This is a genomic window from Streptomyces sp. NPDC002309 (assembly GCF_053593375.1).
The window spans coordinates 65,944-87,313 of the sequence record NZ_JBSFCI010000005.1; the positions used below are offsets into that span (position 1 = coordinate 65,944).

General features: G+C 70.3%; 20 protein-coding genes. 5 read left to right on the forward strand and 15 right to left on the reverse strand.

All coding sequences use genetic code 11. The features are described from left to right. The first annotated feature begins 63 nt into the window (after positions 1-63). A complete protein-coding gene (locus tag ACWCPM_RS06325) occupies positions 64-1,620 on the forward strand; it encodes a M28 family metallopeptidase (protein ID WP_450974969.1) in 1,557 nt (518 codons plus the stop codon). A 415-nt stretch (positions 1,621-2,035) separates the two neighbouring features. On the opposite strand, the gene ACWCPM_RS06330 is transcribed toward ACWCPM_RS06325, so the two are convergent. Both ACWCPM_RS06330 and ACWCPM_RS06335 read right to left on the reverse strand, forming a co-directional pair. Next, the gene (locus ACWCPM_RS06330; RefSeq protein WP_450974970.1) at positions 2,036-3,376 is read right to left on the reverse strand and encodes a class I SAM-dependent RNA methyltransferase; all 1,341 of its coding nucleotides are present in this window, start codon (positions 3,374-3,376) and stop codon (positions 2,036-2,038) included. A 167-nt stretch (positions 3,377-3,543) separates the two neighbouring features. Further along, positions 3,544-5,622, reverse strand: coding sequence for an APC family permease (locus ACWCPM_RS06335; RefSeq protein WP_450974971.1), 2,079 nt, complete (start codon positions 5,620-5,622; stop codon positions 3,544-3,546). A 544-nt stretch (positions 5,623-6,166) separates the two neighbouring features. Here ACWCPM_RS06335 and ACWCPM_RS06340 point away from each other — a divergent pair. After that, positions 6,167-6,838 carry a potassium channel family protein gene (locus ACWCPM_RS06340; protein ID WP_450974972.1) on the forward strand — a complete coding sequence of 224 codons (672 nt, stop codon included), beginning with the start codon at positions 6,167-6,169 and terminating at the stop codon, positions 6,836-6,838. Further along, entirely contained in the window at positions 6,838-7,515 is a 678-nt protein-coding gene (locus ACWCPM_RS06345) for a potassium channel family protein (protein ID WP_450974973.1), read from the forward strand. Before ACWCPM_RS06340 ends, ACWCPM_RS06345 begins: the two co-directional genes overlap by 1 nt. 199 nt (positions 7,516-7,714) lie before the next feature. On the opposite strand, the gene ACWCPM_RS06350 is transcribed toward ACWCPM_RS06345, so the two are convergent. The 7 genes from ACWCPM_RS06350 to ACWCPM_RS06380 all read right to left on the reverse strand — a co-directional run bounded on the left by ACWCPM_RS06350 (position 7,715) and on the right by ACWCPM_RS06380 (position 14,326). Then, complete coding sequence (locus ACWCPM_RS06350; protein ID WP_450974974.1) at positions 7,715-8,434, reverse strand: DUF3159 domain-containing protein; 720 nt, start codon at positions 8,432-8,434, stop codon at positions 7,715-7,717. Between the two features lie 3 nt (positions 8,435-8,437). Beyond that, entirely contained in the window at positions 8,438-8,836 is a 399-nt protein-coding gene (locus ACWCPM_RS06355) for an OB-fold nucleic acid binding domain-containing protein (protein ID WP_450974975.1), read from the reverse strand. Between the two features lie 124 nt (positions 8,837-8,960). After that, the gene (locus tag ACWCPM_RS06360) at positions 8,961-9,674 is read right to left on the reverse strand and encodes a response regulator (RefSeq protein ID WP_450974976.1); all 714 of its coding nucleotides are present in this window, start codon (positions 9,672-9,674) and stop codon (positions 8,961-8,963) included. Continuing rightward, positions 9,668-12,208 carry an ATP-binding protein gene (locus ACWCPM_RS06365; protein WP_450974977.1) on the reverse strand — a complete coding sequence of 847 codons (2,541 nt, stop codon included), beginning with the start codon at positions 12,206-12,208 and terminating at the stop codon, positions 9,668-9,670. Before ACWCPM_RS06365 ends, ACWCPM_RS06360 begins: the two co-directional genes overlap by 7 nt. A 219-nt stretch (positions 12,209-12,427) precedes the next feature. Continuing rightward, positions 12,428-13,192 (reverse strand): DUF3710 domain-containing protein, encoded by a 765-nt coding sequence (locus ACWCPM_RS06370; RefSeq protein WP_450974978.1) that lies wholly within the window; start codon positions 13,190-13,192, stop codon positions 12,428-12,430. A 1-nt stretch (position 13,193) separates the two neighbouring features. Then, entirely contained in the window at positions 13,194-13,745 is a 552-nt protein-coding gene (gene dut / locus ACWCPM_RS06375) for a dUTP diphosphatase (protein WP_450974979.1), read from the reverse strand. Further along, positions 13,742-14,326: a PaaI family thioesterase gene (locus ACWCPM_RS06380; protein WP_450974980.1), complete on the reverse strand. Its 585-nt coding sequence runs from the start codon at positions 14,324-14,326 to the stop codon at positions 13,742-13,744. Before ACWCPM_RS06380 ends, dut begins: the two co-directional genes overlap by 4 nt. Positions 14,327-14,436: 110 nt before the next feature. On the opposite strand from ACWCPM_RS06380, the gene ACWCPM_RS06385 reads away from it, so the two are divergent. Continuing rightward, positions 14,437-14,907, forward strand: coding sequence for a DUF3093 domain-containing protein (locus tag ACWCPM_RS06385; RefSeq protein WP_450974981.1), 471 nt, complete (start codon positions 14,437-14,439; stop codon positions 14,905-14,907). A gap of 39 nt (positions 14,908-14,946) precedes the next feature. On the opposite strand, the gene ACWCPM_RS06390 is transcribed toward ACWCPM_RS06385, so the two are convergent. The 4 genes from ACWCPM_RS06390 to ACWCPM_RS06405 all read right to left on the reverse strand — a co-directional run bounded on the left by ACWCPM_RS06390 (position 14,947) and on the right by ACWCPM_RS06405 (position 18,478). Beyond that, positions 14,947-15,885 carry a hypothetical protein gene (locus ACWCPM_RS06390; RefSeq protein WP_450974982.1) on the reverse strand — a complete coding sequence of 313 codons (939 nt, stop codon included), beginning with the start codon at positions 15,883-15,885 and terminating at the stop codon, positions 14,947-14,949. Between the two features lie 13 nt (positions 15,886-15,898). Beyond that, positions 15,899-16,195, reverse strand: coding sequence for a DUF4193 domain-containing protein (locus tag ACWCPM_RS06395; RefSeq protein ID WP_003993510.1), 297 nt, complete (start codon positions 16,193-16,195; stop codon positions 15,899-15,901). Between the two features lie 390 nt (positions 16,196-16,585). Then, entirely contained in the window at positions 16,586-17,818 is a 1,233-nt protein-coding gene (locus ACWCPM_RS06400; RefSeq protein WP_450974983.1) for a sensor histidine kinase, read from the reverse strand. Positions 17,819-17,824: 6 nt separating this feature from the next. Beyond that, positions 17,825-18,478: a response regulator transcription factor gene (locus tag ACWCPM_RS06405; protein ID WP_009191109.1), complete on the reverse strand. Its 654-nt coding sequence runs from the start codon at positions 18,476-18,478 to the stop codon at positions 17,825-17,827. 469 nt (positions 18,479-18,947) lie between these two features. On the opposite strand from ACWCPM_RS06405, the gene ACWCPM_RS06410 reads away from it, so the two are divergent. Further along, complete coding sequence (locus tag ACWCPM_RS06410; protein ID WP_450974984.1) at positions 18,948-19,118, forward strand: hypothetical protein; 171 nt, start codon at positions 18,948-18,950, stop codon at positions 19,116-19,118. Between the two features lie 99 nt (positions 19,119-19,217). On the opposite strand, the gene ACWCPM_RS06415 is transcribed toward ACWCPM_RS06410, so the two are convergent. Together ACWCPM_RS06415 and ACWCPM_RS06420 are read right to left on the reverse strand one after the other, a co-directional pair. Further along, complete coding sequence (locus tag ACWCPM_RS06415) at positions 19,218-20,033, reverse strand: inositol monophosphatase family protein (RefSeq protein WP_450975088.1); 816 nt, start codon at positions 20,031-20,033, stop codon at positions 19,218-19,220. Positions 20,034-20,041: 8 nt separating this feature from the next. Next, entirely contained in the window at positions 20,042-21,169 is a 1,128-nt protein-coding gene (locus tag ACWCPM_RS06420; RefSeq protein ID WP_450974985.1) for a ferrochelatase, read from the reverse strand. Between the last annotated feature and the right edge of the window lie 201 nt (positions 21,170-21,370).

A 21,370-nucleotide genomic window follows, 5' to 3' on the forward strand; every position in this document is an offset into this window, starting at 1 on the left:
CCTAACGTGCCTCGACCTGATCGATCCCGGATGCTTTTCTCCAACCGGCGTGAAAGGACTTCCATGCCCCTACGCCAGACAGCCGCAGCCATCGCCACCCTGTCGGTCGCGGCTCTGATCTCCCCGCTCCTGCTCGCCGGACCGGCCACCGCCGGCAGTGGCGCAGAATCCGCCTCCCACAAGGGGGACGCACTGGCCCGCAAGCTGGTCAAGAAGTCCACGGCCAAGGACGCGTACCGGCACCTTCAGGTGCTGCAGCTGATTGCCGACCACAACGACGGCCACCGGGCCGCCGGTTCCTCGGGGCACCAGCGCTCCGCCCAGTACGTCGAAGCCCTGATGAGACTGGCCGGCTACAAGGTCTCCAGACACGAGTTCGACTTCGTGTACACCGAGACGATCGAGGAGAGGCTCAAGGTCGTCTCGCCCGAGCCGCGCGAGGTACCGGTCAAACTCATGACGTACACGGCCAGTTCGCCCGCGGGTGGGGTGACCGCGCCACTCGCCGTCGCTCCCGTCGACGCCGACGGCACGAACGGCTGCGAGGCCGGCGACTTCGCCTCAGGCGCCTTCACCGGGAAGATCGCCCTGATCAAGCGTGGCGGTTGCTCCTTCGCCATCAAGCAGGCCAACGCCGCGGATGCGGGCGCGGTCGGAGCGGTAATCTACAACAACACAGCGGGCGACCTCAACGGCACCATCGGCGACCCGGGACTCGGCAAGGTCCCGACCGGTGGCGTCACCCAGGCCGACGGCGAAGCACTCGCTGCGCAGGCCGCCAACGGCCCCGTCAGCGTCACACTGGACATCCGTGAGCTGCGGGAGAACCGCAAGACGTACAACGTCGTCGCGGAGACCCGAGGCGGGAATGCGGACAACACCGTCTTCCTCGGCGCCCATCTCGACTCCGTCGCCGCGGGTCCGGGTATCAACGACAACGGCTCCGGTTCAGCCGGCATCCTCGAGGTCGCCCTGGAACTGGCCAAGTCCCATGCCAAGCCGACGAACAAGGTGAAGTTCGCCTGGTGGTCGGCCGAGGAGTTCGGGCTGCTCGGTTCGGAGGCGTACGTGGCCTCCCTGACAGAGGAGCAGAAGAGGCAGATCAAGCTCTACCTGAACTTCGACATGATCGCCTCTCCGAACGCCGGCTACTTCGTGTACGACGGTGACGACTCCGACGGCGTCGGCGCCGGTCCGGGCCCGGAGGGCTCCGCGCAGCTCGAGAAGGGCATCAACGACTTCCTCGACTCGAAGTCGATCCCACACGAGGGCACCGACTTCACCGGCCGCTCCGACTACGGGCCCTTCATCGAGGTCGGCATACCCTCCGGCGGCACCTTCACCGGCGCCGAAGGCATCAAGACCGCAAGCCAGGCCGTCAAGTTCGGCGGCACGGCAGGACAGGCGTACGACCCGAACTACCACGCCGCCGGTGACGACATCAAGAACATCGACATGAAGGCGTTCGACATCAACATCGACATCATCGCCGACGCCGTGGGCCACTACGCCCACGACCTCAGCCCGCTGTCCGCCCCCGTCAAATCGGTCCCGACCGACGGCGACGCGGGCAGTGGCGGCGGCCTGCACGACGGTCACGGGCACGAGGTGACCGAGTAATCACTCTGGAAGGCAACGGCATGCAGAGTTGAGGCGCATCGAGTTTTCCGGACAGGGGACCCGATGAGGTCCTCCCGGCCACACGAAGGTTACGGTGTGTCACGGGAGGCAGGTGCCCCCTCGCGGCCTGGATCGTGCTTCAGAGGTAGCGTCGGTCACTCGAAGGGCGGTTCCCGCGGCGTGCCGCCTCAAGGTGAGGGTCGTCCGCGTACTGAGCGTACGCGGGCGACCCGACGATGCAGCGAGGGTGCGTGCCGGACGCCGGGGAACATGGGCCACCGCCTGATCATCATGCCGGGCAAACCGACATCCCATCAGAACGAGCGTCAAATGAGCGTCACGCGCGTCATTTCAGCGTCAAGACATCGCCCGTAACGCCCACACCGCACATAATGCGCAGACACGAAACCGCAGGTCAGCCGTCCTTCTTCACCGGCTCCAGAATCGCCACGCACTCCACATGATGCGTCATCGGAAACAGATCGAACGCCCGCAGCGTCCGCACCCGATAACCCCCGTCGCGGAAGTACCCGATGTCCCGGGCCAGCGCCGCCGGATCGCAGGCCACGTACGCGATCCTCCGCGCCCCCAGCGACGCCAGATGCTCCACCGTCTTGCGTCCCGCGCCCGCCCGCGGTGGGTCCAGGACGATGAGGTCGACCTCGGTGATGCCCGTGCGCGGCAGGACCGACTCGACCTTGCCCTGCTCGATCCGCACCCGGTCGAAGTCCGCGAGGTTGTGCCGCGCGTCCTCCACCGCCCGCTTGCCGGACTCGATGCCGAGGACCGCGCCCTGCTCCCCCAGCCGGTCCGCGAGCGCGCCCGCGAACAGGCCGACCCCGCAGTAGAGGTCGAGCGCCATCTCGCCCTTGCGGGGAAGCAGGCCCTGCATGACCGCCGTGACGAGCGTGTCCGCCGCCTTGGGGTGGACCTGCCAGAAACCGCCCGAACCGACCCGGTACGTGTGGTCGTCCGCCCGCTCGCGGACGAAGGGCCGGCCGTGGACGCGGTGCACGCCGCCGTCCTTCTCCTCGACCCGCATCACCGACACCGGCCGGTCGAGCTCCACGATCGGGAGCCGTGCCCCCGGCCTCGGCGTCAGGATCACCTGCCGGTCCTGCGACCCGGTCGCGGCGATCGCCTCGACCGACGCCATCCCGGGCCACTCACGCTTCTCGATGCCCAGCTCGCTGACGCCCTCGGCCGCGATCATGCAGTGGTCGATCGGCTCCACCTCGTGCGAGCGGTGCCGGCGCAGACCCGCGCGGCCCGAGGCGTCCACCGCGTACTGCACGCGCGTCCGCCACTGCGGCACCTGGCCCGCCGGCAGCTTGTCGCCCTCGGCCGGCACCACCGTGCCGTCCCAGCCGGCCTCCTCCGGCGTGAGCCCGGCGAGCCGCTGCAGCTGCTCGGCGACGACCTCGCCCTTGAGCCGCCGCTGCGCCCCCGGCTTCGCGTGCTGCCAGTCGCAGCCGCCGCACCGGCCGGGACCGGCGTAGGGGCACGGTGCCTCGACACGGTCCTTGGACGCCGTGAGCACCTCGACCGCGTCCGCCCGGAGGAACCGCGCGCCCTCCTCGCCCTCGGTCACCCGGGCGACGACCCGCTCACCGGGCAGCGCGTGCCGGACGAAGAGCACCTGGCCCGCCTCTGTGCGCGCGATGCAGTGCCCGCCGTGGGCGACGGGGCCGACCTCGACCTCGTACGTCTCCCCGACGAGCGACCCCACCTGCGGTTTCTTCGGTTCTTCCTGCATGGCGGGGGCGCTCCAGTGACGAGAGGGGGTACGACCGGACAACAGCCCACCAGTCTACGTGCTCCGAAGGACACCCGAACCGCCACGACCGGGCGGCCAGGCGACCCGGCGACCCGGCGACCCGGCGACCCGGCGGTCCAACGCCCCGGACCCGCCCCCCGGCCCGCTCACTCCTTGCCGCTGCCGCTCCGCTCCCTCGCCTGCTCCCTGGACCGTTCCTTGCCCTGGTCCTGCTTCGGCCCCCGCCGCACCGCGCCCGGCGCGTTCCAGTCCTGGCGCTTGCCGGCCCGCTTCTTCGCCGCCTCCGACGACTCCAGCTGGTACGGCACCGACGTCACCATCACACCCGGCGTGAACAGCAGCCGGCCCTTCAGCCGCAGCGCGCTCTGGTTGTGCAGCAGGTGCTCGTACCAGTGCCCGACCACGTACTCCGGGATGATCACGGAGACCACGTCCCGCGGCGACTCCCGGCGCAGGCTCTTCACGTACTCGATGACCGGCCGCGTGACCTCGCGGTACGGCGAGTCCAGGACCTTCAGCGGCACGGTGATCCCACGCCGCTCCCACTCGTCGCGCAGGGCCTTGGTGTCGGCCGGGTCGACGTTGACGCTGAGCGCCTCCAGGGTGTCCGAGCGCAGCAGCTTGGCGTAGGCCAGGGCACGCAGAGCCGGGCGGTGGATCTTGGAGATGAGGACCACGGAGTGGACCCGCGAGGGGCGGACACTGTCGTCGCTGGGACCGTCGGGGGCGGCGAGTTCCTTGGCGACATGGTCGTAGTGGCGCCGGATCGCGGTCATCGTCGCGTAGAAGATCACCATGCCGAGCAGCGCGACCCAGGCGCCGTGCGTGAACTTGGTGACCAGGACGACGACCAGGACCAGCCCGGTGAAGAAGGCACCGAAGGTGTTGATCGCGCGGGAGCGGACCATGTGGCGGCGCTTGGCGAGGTCGGTCTCCGTGGCCAGCAGACGGTTCCAGTGCCGGACCATGCCGATCTGGCTGAGCGTGAAGGAGACGAACACGCCGACGATGTACAGCTGGATCAGCCGCGTGGAGTCGGCGCCGTACACCCAGACCAGCAGCGCGGCGGCGCCGGCCAGCAGCACGATGCCGTTGGAGAAGGCGAGGCGGTCGCCGCGCGTGTGCAGCTGGCGCGGGAGGTAGCGGTCCTGGGCGAGGATCGAGCCGAGCACCGGGAAACCGTTGTACGCCGTGTTCGCGGCGAGGAAGAGCACCAGCGCGGTGGCCGCGGCGAGCACGATGAACAGGAAGCTGCCCTTGCCGAACACCGCCTCGGCGACCTGCGAGATCACCGGGTTCTGGACGTAGTCGGGGCCGACCGGGACGCCGTTCTTCAGCAGGTCGTGGGCCGGGTTCTCGGCCATCCGCACGTTGGACGCCATCGCGAGGCCGATGATGCCGCAGAACATGGTGACGGCCAGCAGGCCCATCAGCGCCAGCGTGGTGGCCGCGTTCCGCGACTTGGGCTTGCGAAAGGCGGGGACGCCGTTGGAGATCGCCTCGACGCCGGTGAGCGCGGCACAGCCGGAGGAGAAGGCGCGCAGCAGCAGGAAGACCAGCGCGAAGCCCGCGAGGCCCTGGTGCTCCGGTTTGATCTCGAAGTCGGCCGTCGGCGCCCGCAGGGTGTCGTCCAGCACGAGACCGCGGAACGAGCCCCACGCGATCATGAGGAAGACGCCCGTGACGAAGACGTACGTCGGGAACGCGAACAGCTTGCCCGACTCCTTGACCCCGCGCAGGTTCATCAGGGTCAGCAGCAGGATCACGGCGGAGGCGCAGAGCACCTTGTGTTCGACGACGAACGGGAAGGCCGAGCCGAGGTTCTCGATTCCCGAGGAGATGGAGACGGCGACGGTGAGGACGTAGTCGACGAGCAGGGCGCTGGCGACGGTCAGACCGGCCTTGGGGCCCAGGTTGGTGGTCGCGACCTCGTAGTCACCACCTCCGCTCGGGTAGGCGTGGACGTTCTGCCGGTAGGACGCGACGACCGTGAACATCAGCACGACGACCGCGGCGGCGATCCAGGGACTGAAGTGGTAGGCCGACAAACCCGCGATGGACAGGACGAGCAGCACCTCGCCTGGCGCGTAGGCCACGGAGGAGAGCGGGTCGGAAGCGAAGACGGGGAGTGCGACGCGCTTCGGCAGGAGCGTTTCTCCCAGCCGATCACTGCGCAGCGCGCGCCCGATCAGGATCCGTTTGGGCACGTCGGTCAGTTTGGACACAACAGAGGATCGTAAGCCTTCGAACAGGGGGCCGCCTACCGGCCTCCCCGCATCTGCCCCCCGAGTGAAATACCCGGCAGGTCAGGCCACGGATCCGGCCGACACGACCGTCCACATGCCTATATGACAAAACCCTTCCTGCATGACCGTTTCGATCACCTTTTCGTACGGTCTTCCCGAACGTACCTCCCTTACGCCTCCCCCGACGCCCTACCGCGATCCCTTATCGGGACGCCTTCCCGGCACCACCGTCCCCTCGACCCCGGAGGTCCCATGCCCGCGACCGCAGAGCTCATCGGCGCCCTTGCCTCGCTGGTGGTCCTCGGCATCCTCACCGTTCTCAGCGTCTGGAGCATCAGCCGACGTTGACACCACCATGGAGATCAACGTTGATCGTGACCTTGATCTCGACGTTGATCTCGACGTTGATCTGCGCAAGCCGTGCACAGGGGTCCCCGCCGCGGACCGCGCGTGTGTAGCTTGGTCGGCGGTCTGAGACCCTGTTCCAAGCCAAGTCAACATCCCTGACCTCGGAAGGACGGTCGTGCACATCGTCATCATGGGCTGCGGCAGAGTGGGTTCCGCTCTCGCCCAGACCCTGGAGCAACAGGGGCACACGGTCGCCGTGATCGACCAGGACCCCACCGCCTTCCGACGACTGGGCTCCTCTTTCGGTGGCCGCAGGGTCACCGGTGTCGGCTTCGACCAGGACACCCTGCGCGAGGCCGGCATCGAGGAGGCGGGCGCCTTCGCCGCGGTCTCCAGCGGCGACAACTCCAACATCATCGCCGCCCGGGTGGCCCGCGAGATGTTCGGTGTCGAGAACGTCGCCGCCCGCATCTACGACCCCCGCCGCGCCGAGGTCTACCAGCGCCTCGGCATCCCGACGGTCGCCACGGTCCGCTGGACGGCGGACCAGATGCTGCGACGGTTGCTGCCGTCCGGCTCCGAGCCGCTGTGGCGCGACCCCACCGGTGGCGTCCAGCTCGCCGAGGTGCACGCCTCCAGCGCCTGGGTCGGCCACAAGATCAGCAAGCTGCAGGAGGAGACGGGTGTCCGTGTGGCGTTCCTCACCCGGCTCGGTGAGGCCATACTGCCCACCTCGCAGACCGTGCTTCAGGAGGGCGACCTCGTGCACGTGATGATGCGCAGCGACGATGTCGAGAAGGTCGAGGCGTCGTTCGCCGAGGGACCCGAGTCGGAGGGCGGTCACTGATGCGCGTCGCCATTGCCGGAGCCGGTGCGGTCGGCCGGTCGATCGCCGGTGAGCTGCTGGAGAACGGCCACGAGGTACTGCTCGTCGACAAGGCGCCGACCGCCATCTCGGTCGAGCGCGTCCCGCAGGCCGAGTGGCTGCTGGCCGACGCCTGCGAGATCACGTCCCTGGACGAGGCGGCGCTCCAGCGCTGCAACGTCGTGATCGCCGCGACGGGCGACGACAAGGTGAACCTGGTCGTCTCCCTGCTGGCCAAGACGGAGTACGGCGTCCCACGCGTCGTCGCCCGCGTCAACAATCCCAAGAACGAGTGGCTGTTCAACGAGTCCTGGGGCGTCGATGTCGCCGTCTCCACACCTCGCCTGATGTCAGCCCTGGTCGAGGAGGCGGTCAGCGTCGGGGACCTGGTCCGCCTGCTGCGGTTCAGCCACGGCGACGCCAACCTCGTCGAGCTGACGCTGCCGGAGGAGTCGGCCCTGGCCGGCACACAGGTCGGCGACGTGGAGTGGCCCGAGGACACGTCCCTGGTCACGATCATCCGCGGCACCCGCGTCCTCACCCCCTCCCGAGAGGACTCCCTGGAGGCGGGCGACGAACTGCTCTTCGTGGCCGCGCAGGCCCGTGAGGAGCAGCTGGAGGACCTGTTGTCGGTCCGCCGCGAGCACCCGGCGGACTAAGGCCTGACACGGCAGTCGCCTACTGCCGTGGCTGCCGCGACGCAGCCCCCACGCCACGACGACGAGGGCGCCCCGCAACCCGCGGGGCGCCCTCACTCGTCCAGTCTTCCAGCCCGACCCAGCCGGGCCACCAGAGCGCAGACCCTGTCCCACCGTCGACGGAGGGCGTCGGCAGCACCCCCGCCCGACCGCCGGAGGTCTACTCGCCGGACCGCGCCTCCGCCTCACGGCGCTTCTCCTCCGCCTCCATCTCGGCGAAGACGTCGATGGGCGGCGGCGCCTTGGCAAGGAAGACCCAGGTCAGCCATACCGCCAGCAGGAAGGGCGGGATCTTCAGCGAGACGAGTACCCAGCCGAGCTGCGTGGTGTCGGCCCACCAGTACAGCGGGAAGAGGATCGCGCACTTGGCGAGCAGGATCAGACCCCAGGCCCAGCTGGCCTTGGCGTACGCCTTCTTGCGGCCCGGGTTCCGGGTGCGCCAGGAGAGGTTCTCCTTGAAGACCGGGCCGAGCATCAGACCGATCAGCGGCACGCCCGCCAGCGTCGTGATGATGTACGCGAGCGACAGGCCCAGCGTGTAGAGCATGCCGGGCAGATAGAAGTCCTTGGCGTTGCCGGTCATCATCGCGAAGACGACACCGAAGGCCACGCCGAAGACACCGCTGAAGGCGTGCTTGACCGTGTCCTTCGTCGCGAGACGGACGACCACGAGCAGCACGGAGACACCCAGCGCGGCGAGCGCCGAGAGGTGCAGATCCTTGTTGATCGTGAAGATGGTCACGAAGAGGAGACCCGGCAGCACCGTCTCGATCATGCCCCGCACGCCGCCGAAGGCCTCGAACAGCGCGGCCTCCGTCACTGCCCTGGCTTCGTGCTCCGTGTCTTCGGTGTGTTCAGTCGGCTTGTCGAGCGACGTCACCGGCTACTCCCGTCCGAGGGGTCTCAGTTCGTACTTGGGGTTGAACAGCACCCGGCGGCCCCGGCTCATCGAGATCCGGCCCGATGCGATCAGCTTGCGCCCCGGTTCTATTCCGACGATGGAACGCCGGCCGAGCCACACGACGTCCAGTGCGGCCGAGCCGTCGAACAGCTCGGCCTCCAGAGCCGGGACTCCCGCGCGCGGACGCAGCGTGACCGTGCGCAAGGTACCAGTAACGGTGACTATCTCGCGGTCGTGACAGTCGCCGATGCGCGTACAGCCCGCGGTCTCGGTGTCCTCCCGCAGCTCCTCGGACTCCAGGTCCTCCTGCGAAGAGGAGAGCCGGTCGAGCATGCGCCGGAACCGGCCCACCGGCTTGTCGGAACGAGGAACAGCACTCATGTCTGAAGCCTACCGGGGTGACTGACAGCAACGTACCCCCAGTCACCTACCCCGGTGCGACCGCCCGAACCGAGGGGCACGGCCCCGACGCGTGCCTGCCTCCCGGCCCGGCTCGGGAGCCGGCTCATTTCTCGAAGCGGTAGCCCATCCCCGGCTCCGTCATGAAGTGCTTCGGGTGCGACGGGTCTGCCTCGAGCTTCCTCCGCAGCTGTGCCATGTACACGCGCAGATAGTTCGTCTCCGTGCCGTACGACGGCCCCCACACCTCCTGGAGCAGCTGCTTCTGGCTGACCAGGCGGCCGGTGTTGCGCACCAGCACCTCCAGCAGATGCCACTCCGTGGGCGTCAGCCGTACGTCCCGGCCCCCGCGGTTGACCTTCTTCGCGGCGAGGTCGACGGTGAACTCGTCGGTCTCCACGATCACCTCGTCCTCACCGGGCCCGGCGGGCTCGGCACGGCGCACGGCGGCCCGCAGCCGGGCGAGCAGCTCGTCCATGCCGAACGGCTTGGTGACGTAGTCGTCGGCGCCCGCGTCGAGCGCCTCGACCTTCTCGTCGGAGGAGTGCCGGGCCGAGAGCACGATGATCGGCACCCGCGTCCAGCCGCGCAGCCCTCTGATCACCTCGACGCCGTCCATGTCGGGCAGCCCCAGGTCGAGGACGACGACGTCGGGGTGGCGTGCGGCGGCGAGCTGAAGGGCGGACGCCCCGTCGTGGGCCGCGTCGACCTCGTACTTGCGTGCCCTGAGGTTGATCACCAGAGCACGCACGATCTGCGGCTCGTCGTCGACCACGAGGACTCTGGGGGTCTGGGGGGCACCCCCAGTGGAACTCACCATGAGACCTGCCTTTCTGAACGTACGGAGAGGGACTCGGGGCGCGCCCCCGCGCGCAGGGAGAGGACCATGGTGAGGCCGCCGCCGGGTGTGTCCTCGGCGTTCAGGGTGCCGTCCATCGCCTCCGCGAAACCGCGGGCGACCGCGAGGCCGAGACCGATCCCGGTCCCGCGCGGGGCGTCACCGTAGCGCTGGAAGGGCTCGAAGATGCGTTCCTTCACCTCGTCCGGCACACCGGGGCCCCGATCCACGACGCGCAGCTCGACACGGTCGGCGATGGCACTGGCGGCGACCAGCACGGGGGTGCCGTCCGGGCTGTACTTGACGGCGTTCTCCACGACGTTCGCCACCGCCCGCTCCAGCAGCCCGGCGTCCACCCGGACCATCGGCAGGGCCTCGGGCACGTCCAGCGTCACGCTGTCCTCGGGTACGCCGCCCAGCGCCATCGGCACGACCTCGTCGAGGTCGATCTCGCGCAGGATCGGTGTGACCGTGCCGGTCTGCAGGCGGGACATGTCGAGCAGGTTGCCGACCAGGTGGTCGAGCCGGTCGGCGCCCTCCTCGATGGCTTCGAGGAGCTCCGCCTCGTCCTCATCGGACCACGCCACGTCATCCGACCGCAGACTGGAGACGGCCGCCTTGATCGCGGCCAGGGGGGTGCGCAGGTCATGGCTGACGGCGGCCAGCAGCGCCGTGCGGATGCGGTTGCCCTCGGCCAGGGCGCGCGCCCGGTCGGCCTCCTCCTGGAGCCGGCGGCGGTCGAGGGCGACCACGGCCTGGGCGGCGAACGCGGCCAGCACCCGGCGGTCCTCGGCAGGCAGGACCCTGCCGGTCAGGGCCAGCGCCATATGGTCCCCGACGGGCATGTCCACGTCCGCGTCCTCCGGGCGCTCCACCGGCCCGCCGACGCCGGCGCGGCTTACGCAGGTCCACGGCTCGACGTCGCTCTGGCGCTCCAGGAGGGCGGCCGAATCCATGCCGAAGGTCTCGCGCACCCGCTCCAGCAGGGCCTCCAGGCTGGTCTCGCCGCGCAGCACGTTGCCCGCGAGGAAGGAAAGGATCTCCGACTCCGCCCGCAAGCGGGCCGCCTGGTGGGTGCGCCGGGCCGCGAGGTCCACCACCGACGCCACCGACACCGCGACGGCCACGAAGATGACCAAGGCGACGATGTCCCTGGAGTCGGAGATGATCAGCCGGTGCAGGGGCGGGGTGAAGAAGTAGTTCAGCAGAAACGATCCGAAGGCCGCCGCACCGAGTGCCGGGAGCAGCCCGCCGAGCAGCGCGGCGGCCACCGTCAGCGCCAGGAACAGCAGCACGTTGTTGGCGAGGCCGAGGTCGACGCTGTTCAGCACCACCGCGAGGACCGCCGGACCGGCGAGGCCGACGGCCCAGCCCCAGAGGATCCGCGCCCGGCCCAGCCGCGCGCCGCGGGCGACGGGCAGTCCCCGTCCCTTGCCCGCCTCGTCGTGCGTCACGATGTGCACGTCCAGGTCGGGTCCGGACTCGCGGGCCACGGTCGCGCCGACGCCCGGGCCGAACACGTACTGCCAGGTCTTGCGCCGCGAGGAGCCCAGCACGATCTGTGTGGCGTTCACACCCCTTGCGAAGTCCAGAAGCGCGGCCGGTATGTCGTCCCCGACGACATGGTGAAACGTCCCGCCCAGGTCCTCCGCGAGTGTCCGCTGCACCGCCAGCTCCTTGGGCGAGGCGGCCGTGAGCCCGTCGCTGCGCGCTATGTAGACGGCCAGCACCTCGCCCCCGGCGCCCTTCTCGGCCAGCCGCGCCGCCCGACGGATCAGGGTCCGCCCCTCCGGACCGCCGGTCAGCCCCACCACGATCCGCTCCCGCGAACCCCAGATCTTCGACACCCGGTGCTCGTTGCGGTACTGCTTCAGGTACTCGTCGACCCGGTCCGCCACCCACAGCAGCGCCAGCTCGCGCAGCGCGGTGAGGTTCCCCGGCCGGAAGTAGTTCGACAGGGCAGCGTCCACCTTGTCGGGCTGGTAGACGTTGCCGTGCGCCATACGACGGCGCAGCGCCTGCGGCGACATGTCGACGAGCTCGATCTGGTCCGCCCGTCGCACCACCTCGTCCGGCACCGTCTCCTGCTGCCGCACCCCCGTGATCGACTCCACCACGTCACCCAGCGACTCCAGATGCTGGATGTTGACGGTCGACACCACGTCGACGCCCGCCGTGAGCAGTTCCTCGACGTCCTGCCAGCGCTTGGCGTTGCGCGAGCCCGGGACGTTCGTGTGGGCGAGCTCGTCGACCAGCGCGACCTGCGGGTGGCGGGCCAGGACGGCGTCCACGTCCATCTCGGTGAAGGACCCGCCGCGGTACTCCAGCCGCCTGCGCGGGATCTGCTCCAGGCCGTGCAGCATCACCTCGGTCCGTGGCCTGTCATGGTGCTCGACGAAGGCCACCACGCAGTCCGTGCCCCGCTCCAGACGGCGATGAGCCTCGGACAACATGGCGTACGTCTTGCCCACTCCCGGTGCCGCACCGAGGTGGATCCGTAGCTTGCCGCGTCCCATGGCCTCATTGTCCGTCTTTCACAAAATACTGCGTACGCAGCGTCGACCTTACGGCCAACGTTCTGGACAAAAGGGACGACTGGGCGGTCGGGGGACGCCCTTGACGCAACCCTGACGCGCCGGACACGAGCCGTAGAGGCGATCCGGAGGTACGGCGAAAGGACGACATGGCGAGGGCCGCACCCCGTCGGGATGCGGCCCTGGCCATGTCGTTCCGTCTCAGCGGACCTCGGTGATCTCCGGTCCGCGCTGGAGCTGCCCCATGCCGCCGGAGAAGCGCGAGTTGCCCTGGTCGTCCTGCTGGACGCCCTCGGGGACCATCTGCGCGTCGTTCGGCAGCTTGAGGACGATGGGGTCACGGGGGGCCATCGGGCCCTCGCCGCGGACCACGACCGTGTCCCGGAAGATGTTCTCCAGCAGCCCGGCCGCCTGCGGCTGCACCGCGCCCTGGCCCGAGATCACACCGCGCAGGAACCAGCGGGGCCCGTCCACTCCGACGAACCGGACGACCTGGAAGCCGCTCGTGCCGTCCGGCAGCTGTACGGGCACCTGGGCCCGCAGCTCCCAGCCGAGCGGGCCCTCGACCTCGTCGACGATGCCGCCCTGCTGCGTGATGCCGCCGGCGATCTCCTCGCGCACCTCGACCCAGATGCCCTCGCGCTTGGGCGCGGCGAACGCCTGGAGCTGGACGGCGCTGTCCCGCAGGACCACCGTCGCCGCGACGATCGCGTCGCCCGCGACCTCCACCCGCAGCTCCATGCCGTCGACTCCCGGCACCAGCAGCCCGCCCAGGTCGACCCGGCCCTCGGCGGGGTCCCGGACCTCGGTGCTGTCCCACGGTCCGTCGGGCCGCGGCTCCGGCTCCAGCCGCACCCGCTCGCGCCCGACCTCTTCGTCCGCCTCGGTTTCGACGCTGTCGACGACCTGCTCGGCCTCGCCGGCCGCGTCCTCGGCGGCACCCTTCTTGTTGCGACGTCCGAACACGTCACTGTCCTTCCCGGTCGGATACGACCGAAGCGTATCGATTCCCACCCGCCATGCCGCCGACGGCGGCATGACCGTTTGTGCCGCTCTCGTCGCCCACCGCGGCATGGCCGCCGGTGGACCCGAAGCCCCCCTCGGCCCGCACCGAGCCGGGAAGCTCCGCGACCTCTTGGAAGCGGACCCTCTCGACCTGCTGGACGACCAGTTGGGCAATCCGGTCGAAGCGCTCGAACCGCACGCTCTCGCGCGGGTCGAGATTCACCACGATCACCTTGATCTCCCCACGGTACCCGGCATCAACCGTCCCCGGGGCATTCACCAGGGCGACGCCGCAGCGGGCGGCCAGACCGGACCGGGGGTGCACGAAGGCCGCGTACCCCTCGGGCAGCGCGACAGACACCCCGGTGGGCAGTACGGCCCGCTCGCCGGGCGCCAGTACACGGGCCTCGGTGGTACGCAGATCGGCTCCCGCGTCACCGGGGTGCGCGTAGCCCGGAAGCGGTACGTCCGCATCGACGCGCCTGATCAGCACGTTCACGGGATCGCGGGTCACGGGTTCACCTCGAAGGCGCGGGCGCGCCTGGTCTGGTCGGGGTCGTTCATGGCTGCGTGGATCTCCTCCTCGCGGCCGTGGTCGATGAAGTGATCGACCTTGACCTCGACGAAGAGGGCGTCGGCGCGGACGGCGACCGGGCCGTCGGGGGCGCCTATGCGTCCGGTGGCGGAGGAGTAGATCTTCCGTCCGGCCACCGCGGTCACCTCGGCCGCGAGATGCAGCGTGGCACCCACCGGCACGGGCCGCACGAAGTCGGACTCCAGCCGGCCGGTCACGGCGATGGTGCGCAGCAGCCAGTTCAGCGAACCGAGGGTCTCGTCCAGCGCGGTCGCGAGCACCCCGCCGTGCGCGAGGCCGGGAGCGCCTTGGTGTTCGGGCCGAACGGTGAACTCCGCGGTGATCGACACCCCTTCGCCGGCCCGTGCCTCCAGATGCAGTCCGTGAGGCTGCTCTCCGCCGCAGCCGAAGCACTGGCCGTAGTGCGCGCCGAGGAGCTCACCGGGGGCGGGGGCGTCGGCGTGCCGCACAGGCTTCGTCGCGTCGGTCGGAGGCGTCAGAGCCGGGGATGTACCACTCACAGCCGCAGACCTTACCCGCCCGCCCGTCTCCCACCACCGCCCCGCCTGACAGCGCCACGCGCCGACCCCTGATCCTGGTGGTGCGCGGGCACCGTGCCAAGCTTGACGGCATGCAGCCCTCCGCCGCCTCTTACGAAGAACGCCTCACCGCGCCCCGCTCCTGGTGGCTGATCAGCTTCCTGGTCGGGGCCTCGTTCGCGCTGATCCTGCTGCCCTTCGGCACGCTGCCGATGCTGGGCGGTCTGGTCGGCGGGACGGCCGTCGCCGCGGTGGCGGCGAGTTCGTACGGCTCGGTCCGCATCCGCGTGGTCGGCGGTGCGCTGATCGCGGGCGAGGCGAAGATCCCGGTCACGGCACTGGGGGACGCGGAGATCCTCGACCAGGAGGAGGCCCGGGCCTGGCGTACGTACAAGGCCGACACCCGCGCCTTCATGCTGCTGCGCGCCTACGTCCCCACGGCCCTGCGGGTCGAGGTCAGCGACCCCGCCGACCGCACGCCGTATCTGTATCTGTCGACCCGCGAGCCGCTGAGGCTGGCGGAGGCGATCAGGACGGCGCGCGAGGCCGCCGCCGCGGCCTAGACGGGCCAGGGACGGCCGGGACGGCCCCTGAGGGGCCTCTCAGCGCCCTGGGTCCTTGTACCGGCCGTTCTCCATCGGCAACGCGTCCGCGGGCCGCTCCAGACGCGGCAGCTCCGTCAGGTCGTCCCAGGGCACCTGCGTCTTGCGCAGGTCCGCCCTGATGCGGGCGGCGAGTTTCTTCGTGTCGCGCCGGTTCATGACCGCGCCGACCGCGGCGCCCACCATGAACGGCATCAGGTTCGGCAGGTTGCGCACCATGCGCTTCATGATCTGCTGGCGCAGCTCGCGCTTCATCTGCCCGCCGAGAGCGGCGTTGACCGTGTTCGGCTTCATGGGGTCGATGCCGCGTTCCTCGGACCACGACTTCAGATAGGCGCCGCTGCGGTCCTTCAGGCCGCCCACCGGCCGCACGCCGTAGACCTCGTGGAGCTCGGCGATCAGCTTCAGCTCGATCGCGGCGACCCCGGTGATCTCCGCGGCCAGCTCCGTGGGCATCGCGGGCGGAATGGGCAGCATCGCCGCCGCTCCCACACCCGCCCCGACCGTCGCCGAGGCGTTCGCCGCGCCCGCGACGAGCTTGTCCGCGAGCTGCTCGGGACCGAGCCCCGGGAACTGCGCGCGCAGCGTCGCGAGGTCCCGTACGGGGATCCGCGGGGCGATCTCGATGAGCCGGTCGGCGAGGAGACCGAGGCCGGCCCTGGCGTGCCGGCCGCCCTTGCGGACACCGTCCTTCGCCAGGTCCCGGGCTCTGTCCCGGATCACCGCCGCCCGTCGCCGGGCGGCGGGTGCGGGGCCCTGGGCCGGCACCGGGAGGTCAGCCCGGTCACCGGCCGGTTCGAGCGAGGCCGACCCGGTGGGGACGTGTCCCGCACCGGAAGAGCCTCGCTCGTCGTCACGCGCGCCGTGAGGGCCGTCGTACGGCCCCGAGTCCGCTCCCCAGGGGAAGCGGCGCTTCCGAGGTGGGGTCGAGCCGGTCACGGCCGACCCCTCCTCAGTCGCAGTCGCGGCAGATCGGCTGACCGTTCTTCTCCCTGGCCAGCTGGCTGCGGTGGTGCACCAGGAAGCAGCTCATGCAGGTGAACTCGTCCTGTTGCTTGGGCAGTACGCGGACCGCCAGTTCCTCGTTCGAGAGGTCTGCGCCGGGGAGTTCGAGGCCCTCTGCGGCCTCGAACTCGTCGACGTCGACGGCCGAGGCGGACTTGTCGTTCCGCCGGGCCTTCAGTTCCTCAAGGCTGTCCGAGTCGACGTCGTCGTCGGTCTTGCGTGGGGTGTCGTAGTCGGTTGCCATGTCGCTCTCCCCCTCCGGGTGTCTGCGGTGTCTCCAGCGCACGTAACGCGTGAGAGGCCGGACTTGTGCCCGACCTGAGGCGGAGATTTTGCCTCACATCAAGGTCTGTTACTCAATCGACACCCAACCGAACTCCTCGTGAGTGATCGGCTTGGATGGCGATCGGGACCGTACACGGTCCTAATGTCGCACTTCAAAGGGGTCCCATCGTGTACTTCCCGTGATCAGGGCCCTGGAAAACCCGGATTTTCCGGGCTTTACGGGACTCTCATGATCACGGAAAGTAGATGGCCGGAATATCGCCTTTGTGATCGATCGCACAAAGGACCCCTCGACGAGTGCCCCAAAAATTCCGCGCAAAGCGAACAAGCTCGGGTGTGTCGTCGAATCTCAGATCGGGAACGTGACGCGCATCACGAGACCACCTCCCTCCCGGGGACGAGCCGCGATGTGCCCGCCGTGCGCCCGGGCCACGGACCGGACGATCGACAGGCCGAGGCCGACGCCCTTGTCGCTGCCGGTGCGCTCCGTGCGCAGCCTGCGGAAGGGCTCGAAGAGGTTGTCGACCTCGTACGCCGGGACCACCGGCCCGGTGTTCGCGACGACCATGACGGCCTGACCGTGCTGGATCTCGGTGGTGACCTCGACCCAGCCGCCCTCGGGGACGTTGTACCGCACCGCGTTCTGCACCAGGTTCAGGGCGATCCGCTCCAGCAGGATGCCGTTGCCCTGCACGACCGCGGGCTCGCGGGTGCCGCGCATCTGCACGCCCTTGGCGTCCGCCTCGGCATGCACCTGGTCGATGGCCTGCGAGGCGACCTCGGCGAGGTCCACGGGCCCCCGCTCGACGATCTGGTTGTCGCTGCGGGCGAGCAGCAGCAGACCCTCCACGAGCCGCTCGCTGCGCTCGTTGGTGGCCAGCAGGGTCTTGCCCAGCTGCTGGAGCTCCACGGGCGCCCCCGGGTCGGAGAGGTGGACCTCGAGGAGCGTGCGGTTGATCGCGAGAGGCGTCCTGAGCTCGTGGGAGGCGTTGCCCACGAAGCGCTGCTGGGCGGTGAAGGCCCGCTGGAGCCGCTCCAGCATGTCGTCGAAGGTGTCGGCCAGCTCCTTGAGCTCGTCGTCCGGGCCGTCCAGCTCGATCCGCCGGGACAGGTCCGACCCGGCGACCGCGCGCGCGGTGCGGGTGATCCGGCCCAGGGGCGACAGCACGCGGCCCGCCATCGCGTAGCCGAAGGCGAAGGCGATCACGGCGAGGCCGAGGAGGGCGAGCAGGGAACGGCTGAGCAGGTTGTCCAGGGCGTGCTGGCGCTGCTCGTTGACGCAGGCGTTCATGGCCTGGTTGAGCTCGGCCGCCGTCGGCGAACCGGGGAAGTTGCAGGTCTCGCTGGCCACCTGGCCGGAGAGGATCTTGAACGGCAGGTCACTGCCGACGTTCATGGCGTTCGCGGCGAACAGGTAGAAGATCGACAACAGCATGATGCCGGCGATCAGGAACATGCCGCCGTAGAGCAGCGTGAGCCTTATCCGGATGGTCGGCCGCAGGAGGGGGAACGGCGGGGCCGCCTTCCTGGGGTCCCAGGTGGGCTTCGGGGGCGCCTGGGGAGGCGCGGGGTGCGCGGCCACCGCCGGTCAGATCCGGTAGCCGGAGCCGGGCACGGTCACGATGACGGGCGGTTCGCCCAGCTTGCGGCGCAGGGTCATGACGGTCACACGCACCACGTTGGTGAAGGGGTCGGTGTTCTCGTCCCAGGCCTTCTCCAGGAGCTGCTCGGCCGAGACGACCGCCCCCTCGCTGCGCATGAGAACCTCCAGGACCGCGAACTCCTTCGGCGCGAGCTGCACCTCCTTGCCGTCCCGGAAGACCTCGCGGCGGTTCGGGTCCAGCTTGATCCCGGCGCGCTCCAGGACCGGCGGCAGCGGCACGCTGGTCCGGCGGCCCAGGGCACGCACGCGTGCGGTCAGCTCGCTGAACGCGAACGGCTTGGGCAGGTAGTCGTCGGCGCCGATCTCCAGGCCCTCCACCCGGTCGCTGACGTCGCCCGACGCCGTGAGCATCAGCACGCGCGTGGGCATGCCGAGCTCGACGATCCTGCGGCAGACGTCGTCGCCGTGCACCAGCGGGAGATCGCGGTCGAGGACGACCACGTCGTAGTCGTTGACGCCGATGCGCTCCAGGGCGGCCGCACCGTCGTACACGACGTCGACGGCCATGGCCTCCCGGCGCAGTCCGGTGGCCACCGCATCGGCGAGCAACTGCTCGTCCTCGACGACGAGTACGCGCACGTGGCTGTCCTTCCTGTGTCCGCCCACGGAGCGCCGGCGGGCGCACGCGAGCAGGGGCTTCGGGGGTGTGTGGACCTCCATCCTGCCCTTTTCGGCCATAAGTCGGCAGTAAGGCGGGGAAGCGGCGGCAGCGGCGATCCGGGGGGCCGCCACCGGCGATCCTGTCGGCGGCTCCCGCGGGAACGCGCGGAAACCGGGGCCCGATCCGGGAATACGAGATTTTCTCCTCCGGCTGAGGTTTCTGGGGGAGGGACCGGGGGGAGGACGCATTACACCCCGCGATCACGCTCTGCTCGTGCCGCAGCACCACGCGGCAGTCATCGGTCCGCTTCCGCAGAGTGGGCGTGGGTGTCCGGCACCGTCGCCGCCCGGCGAGGCAGCGCCGGGCACTCATGCCAGACGTGATCGCCCCTTCCGAACGGCACACCCCCGTGCCATCGACCCACGACCCAGGACGAGGGGGCGCAGCATGGACGCATTCACCGCAGGACTTCTGCAGCGCATAAGGACGACCGAGTCCGACCTGACGCGGGCCCGGGACGAAGGCGACGACTTCCTCGTCGACGTGGAGCAGGGCGAGCTCGACGACCTGCGTCGTCTCGCCGCCGAACACGGTGTGGAAGTCGCGACCGGCGTCTGATCCGGCACGACGGCGGGCCCCCGGCGAGTCCAGCGCCGGGGGCCCGCCGTCGTGCTGTGCCGGGCCCGGGCGGGCGGCGCCCGGCCCTGCCCCGGTCCCTCAGTCGTGCCAGGCGCCGAACTCCTCCAGGAGCCGCTGGAGGGGCTCGAAGACGCCCGGGGTGCCCGCGACCGTCAGCTCGCGTGACAGGCGCTCTGAGGGCCGCCCCCCGGTCAGGGCGCCCGCCTCCCGGGCGATGAGGTCGCCCGCCGCGTAGTCCCAGGCGTTCAGTCCGCGCTCGTAGTAGCCGTCGAGGCGGCCCGCGGCGACATCGCAGAGGTCGACGGCGGCGGAACCGCTGCGCCGGATGTCCCGGACCAATGGGATCAGCTTCCGGGCGACCTCGGCCTGCCGGGTGCGGACGGTGGTGACGTAGTTGAAGCCGGTGGAGACCAGCGCCTGGTCCAGGGGCGCGGACGGCCGGCAGGCCAGCCTGCGCTCGCCGTCCCAGGCTCCCGTCGCCCAGGCCCCACCGCCGCGCACCGCGTGGTACGTCTCACCGCGCATCGGTGCCGCGACCACCGCGGCGACGGTCTCGCCGTCCCGCTCCGCCGCGACGGAGACGGCCCAGGTGGGGAGGCCGTAGAGGTAGTTCACCGTGCCGTCGAGCGGGTCGATCACCCAGCGGACACCGCTGCTGCCCTCGCTGGAGGCGCCCTCCTCGCCGAGGACGCCGTCGTCGGGGCGGTGGGCTGAGATCAGATCGGTGATCAGCTTCTCCGCCGCGATGTCCATCTCGGTCACCACGTCGATCGGACTGGACTTCGTGGCGGCCACCGCGAGGTCGGCCGGGCGGCCGTCACGCAGCAGCTCCCCGGCACGGCGGGCGGCCTCCCGGGCGAGCGCGAGCAGTTCCAGGTGGTGGGCGTCGGTCACGTCGCTCCTCATGCGTAGGGACTGTCGGCGCCCGCGGCGGCGGGACGCGGGGCGCGGGCCGGGCAGCACCCCACCGGGCAGAGGTCGTGACTCGCCCCCAGGGCGCCCAGGGCGCACGGCGTGACCTCCTGACCACGCTCGGCCGCGGCCCGCTCCTGGACGAGGTCGCGGATCGCGGCGGCGAACCTCGGGTCGTCGCCGACTGTGGCCGAACGGCGCACCGCCAGGCCCAGTTCCTCGGCCTTGGCCTTGGCCTCCGTGTCGAGGTCGTAGAGCACCTCCATGTGGTCGGAGACGAAGCCGATCGGCACCATCACGACCGCGGGGACGCCCGCCGCGTGCCGCTCCTCCAGGTGGTCGCAGATGTCGGGCTCCAGCCACGGGATGTGGGGGGCACCGGACCGCGACTGGTAGACGAGCTGCCAGGGGTGGTCGACGCCGGTCCGCTCGCGTACGGCGTCGGCGATCAGCCCGGCCACGTCCAGGTGCTGGCGGACGTAGGCCCCGCCGTCCCCGTGCTCCTCGACCGGGCCGGAGGCGTCGGCGGCCGACAGGGGGATGGAGTGGGTCGTGAACGCCAGCTGCGCGCCGTCGCGGACGTCCTCGGGCAGGGAGGCGAGCGCCTGGAGCACACCGTCCACCATGGGTTCCACGAAGCCGGGGTGGTTGAAGTAGTGCCGCAGCTTGTCGATCTCCGGCAGGTCCAGGCCCTCGGCCTGGAGGGCGGCCAGCGAGTCGGCGAGGTTCTCGCGGTACTGGCGGCAGCCCGAGTACGAGGCGTAGGCGCTGGTGGCGAGGACGAGGACGCGGCGGCGGCCGTCGCGGACCATGTCGCGCAGGGTGTCCGTGAGGTACGGCGCCCAGTTGCGGTTGCCCCAGTACACCGGCAGGTCCAGCCCGTGGTCCGCGAACTCCTTGCGCAGCGCGTCCAGCAGGGCGCGGTTCTGTTCGTTGATCGGGCTGACCCCGCCGAACAGGAAGTAGTGCCGGCCGACCTCCTTGAGGCGTTCCTTGGGGATGCCGCGCCCACGCGTCACGTTCTCCAGGAACGGGACCACGTCCTCCGGCCCCTCCGGGCCGCCGAACGAGAGCAGGAGCAGGGCGTCGTACGGGGTGGCATCGAGCGCGTCTGGCATGCCTCCGATCCTGCCACCCGGCACCGGCGGAGCGGCGACAGCAGGGTGGTGCTCGGGTGTGGGGCCATACCCCCGGGTGCGTTAGGGTCACCTAACTCGTAAGCTGTATCCGCCGACTTCACGCCTTACCCACCCATACAAGCCGTGCCGCGCCCCCTGCGGCGGTATCGGTCGTTCGCCGTTCCTTCCGAGCCGCCCGGA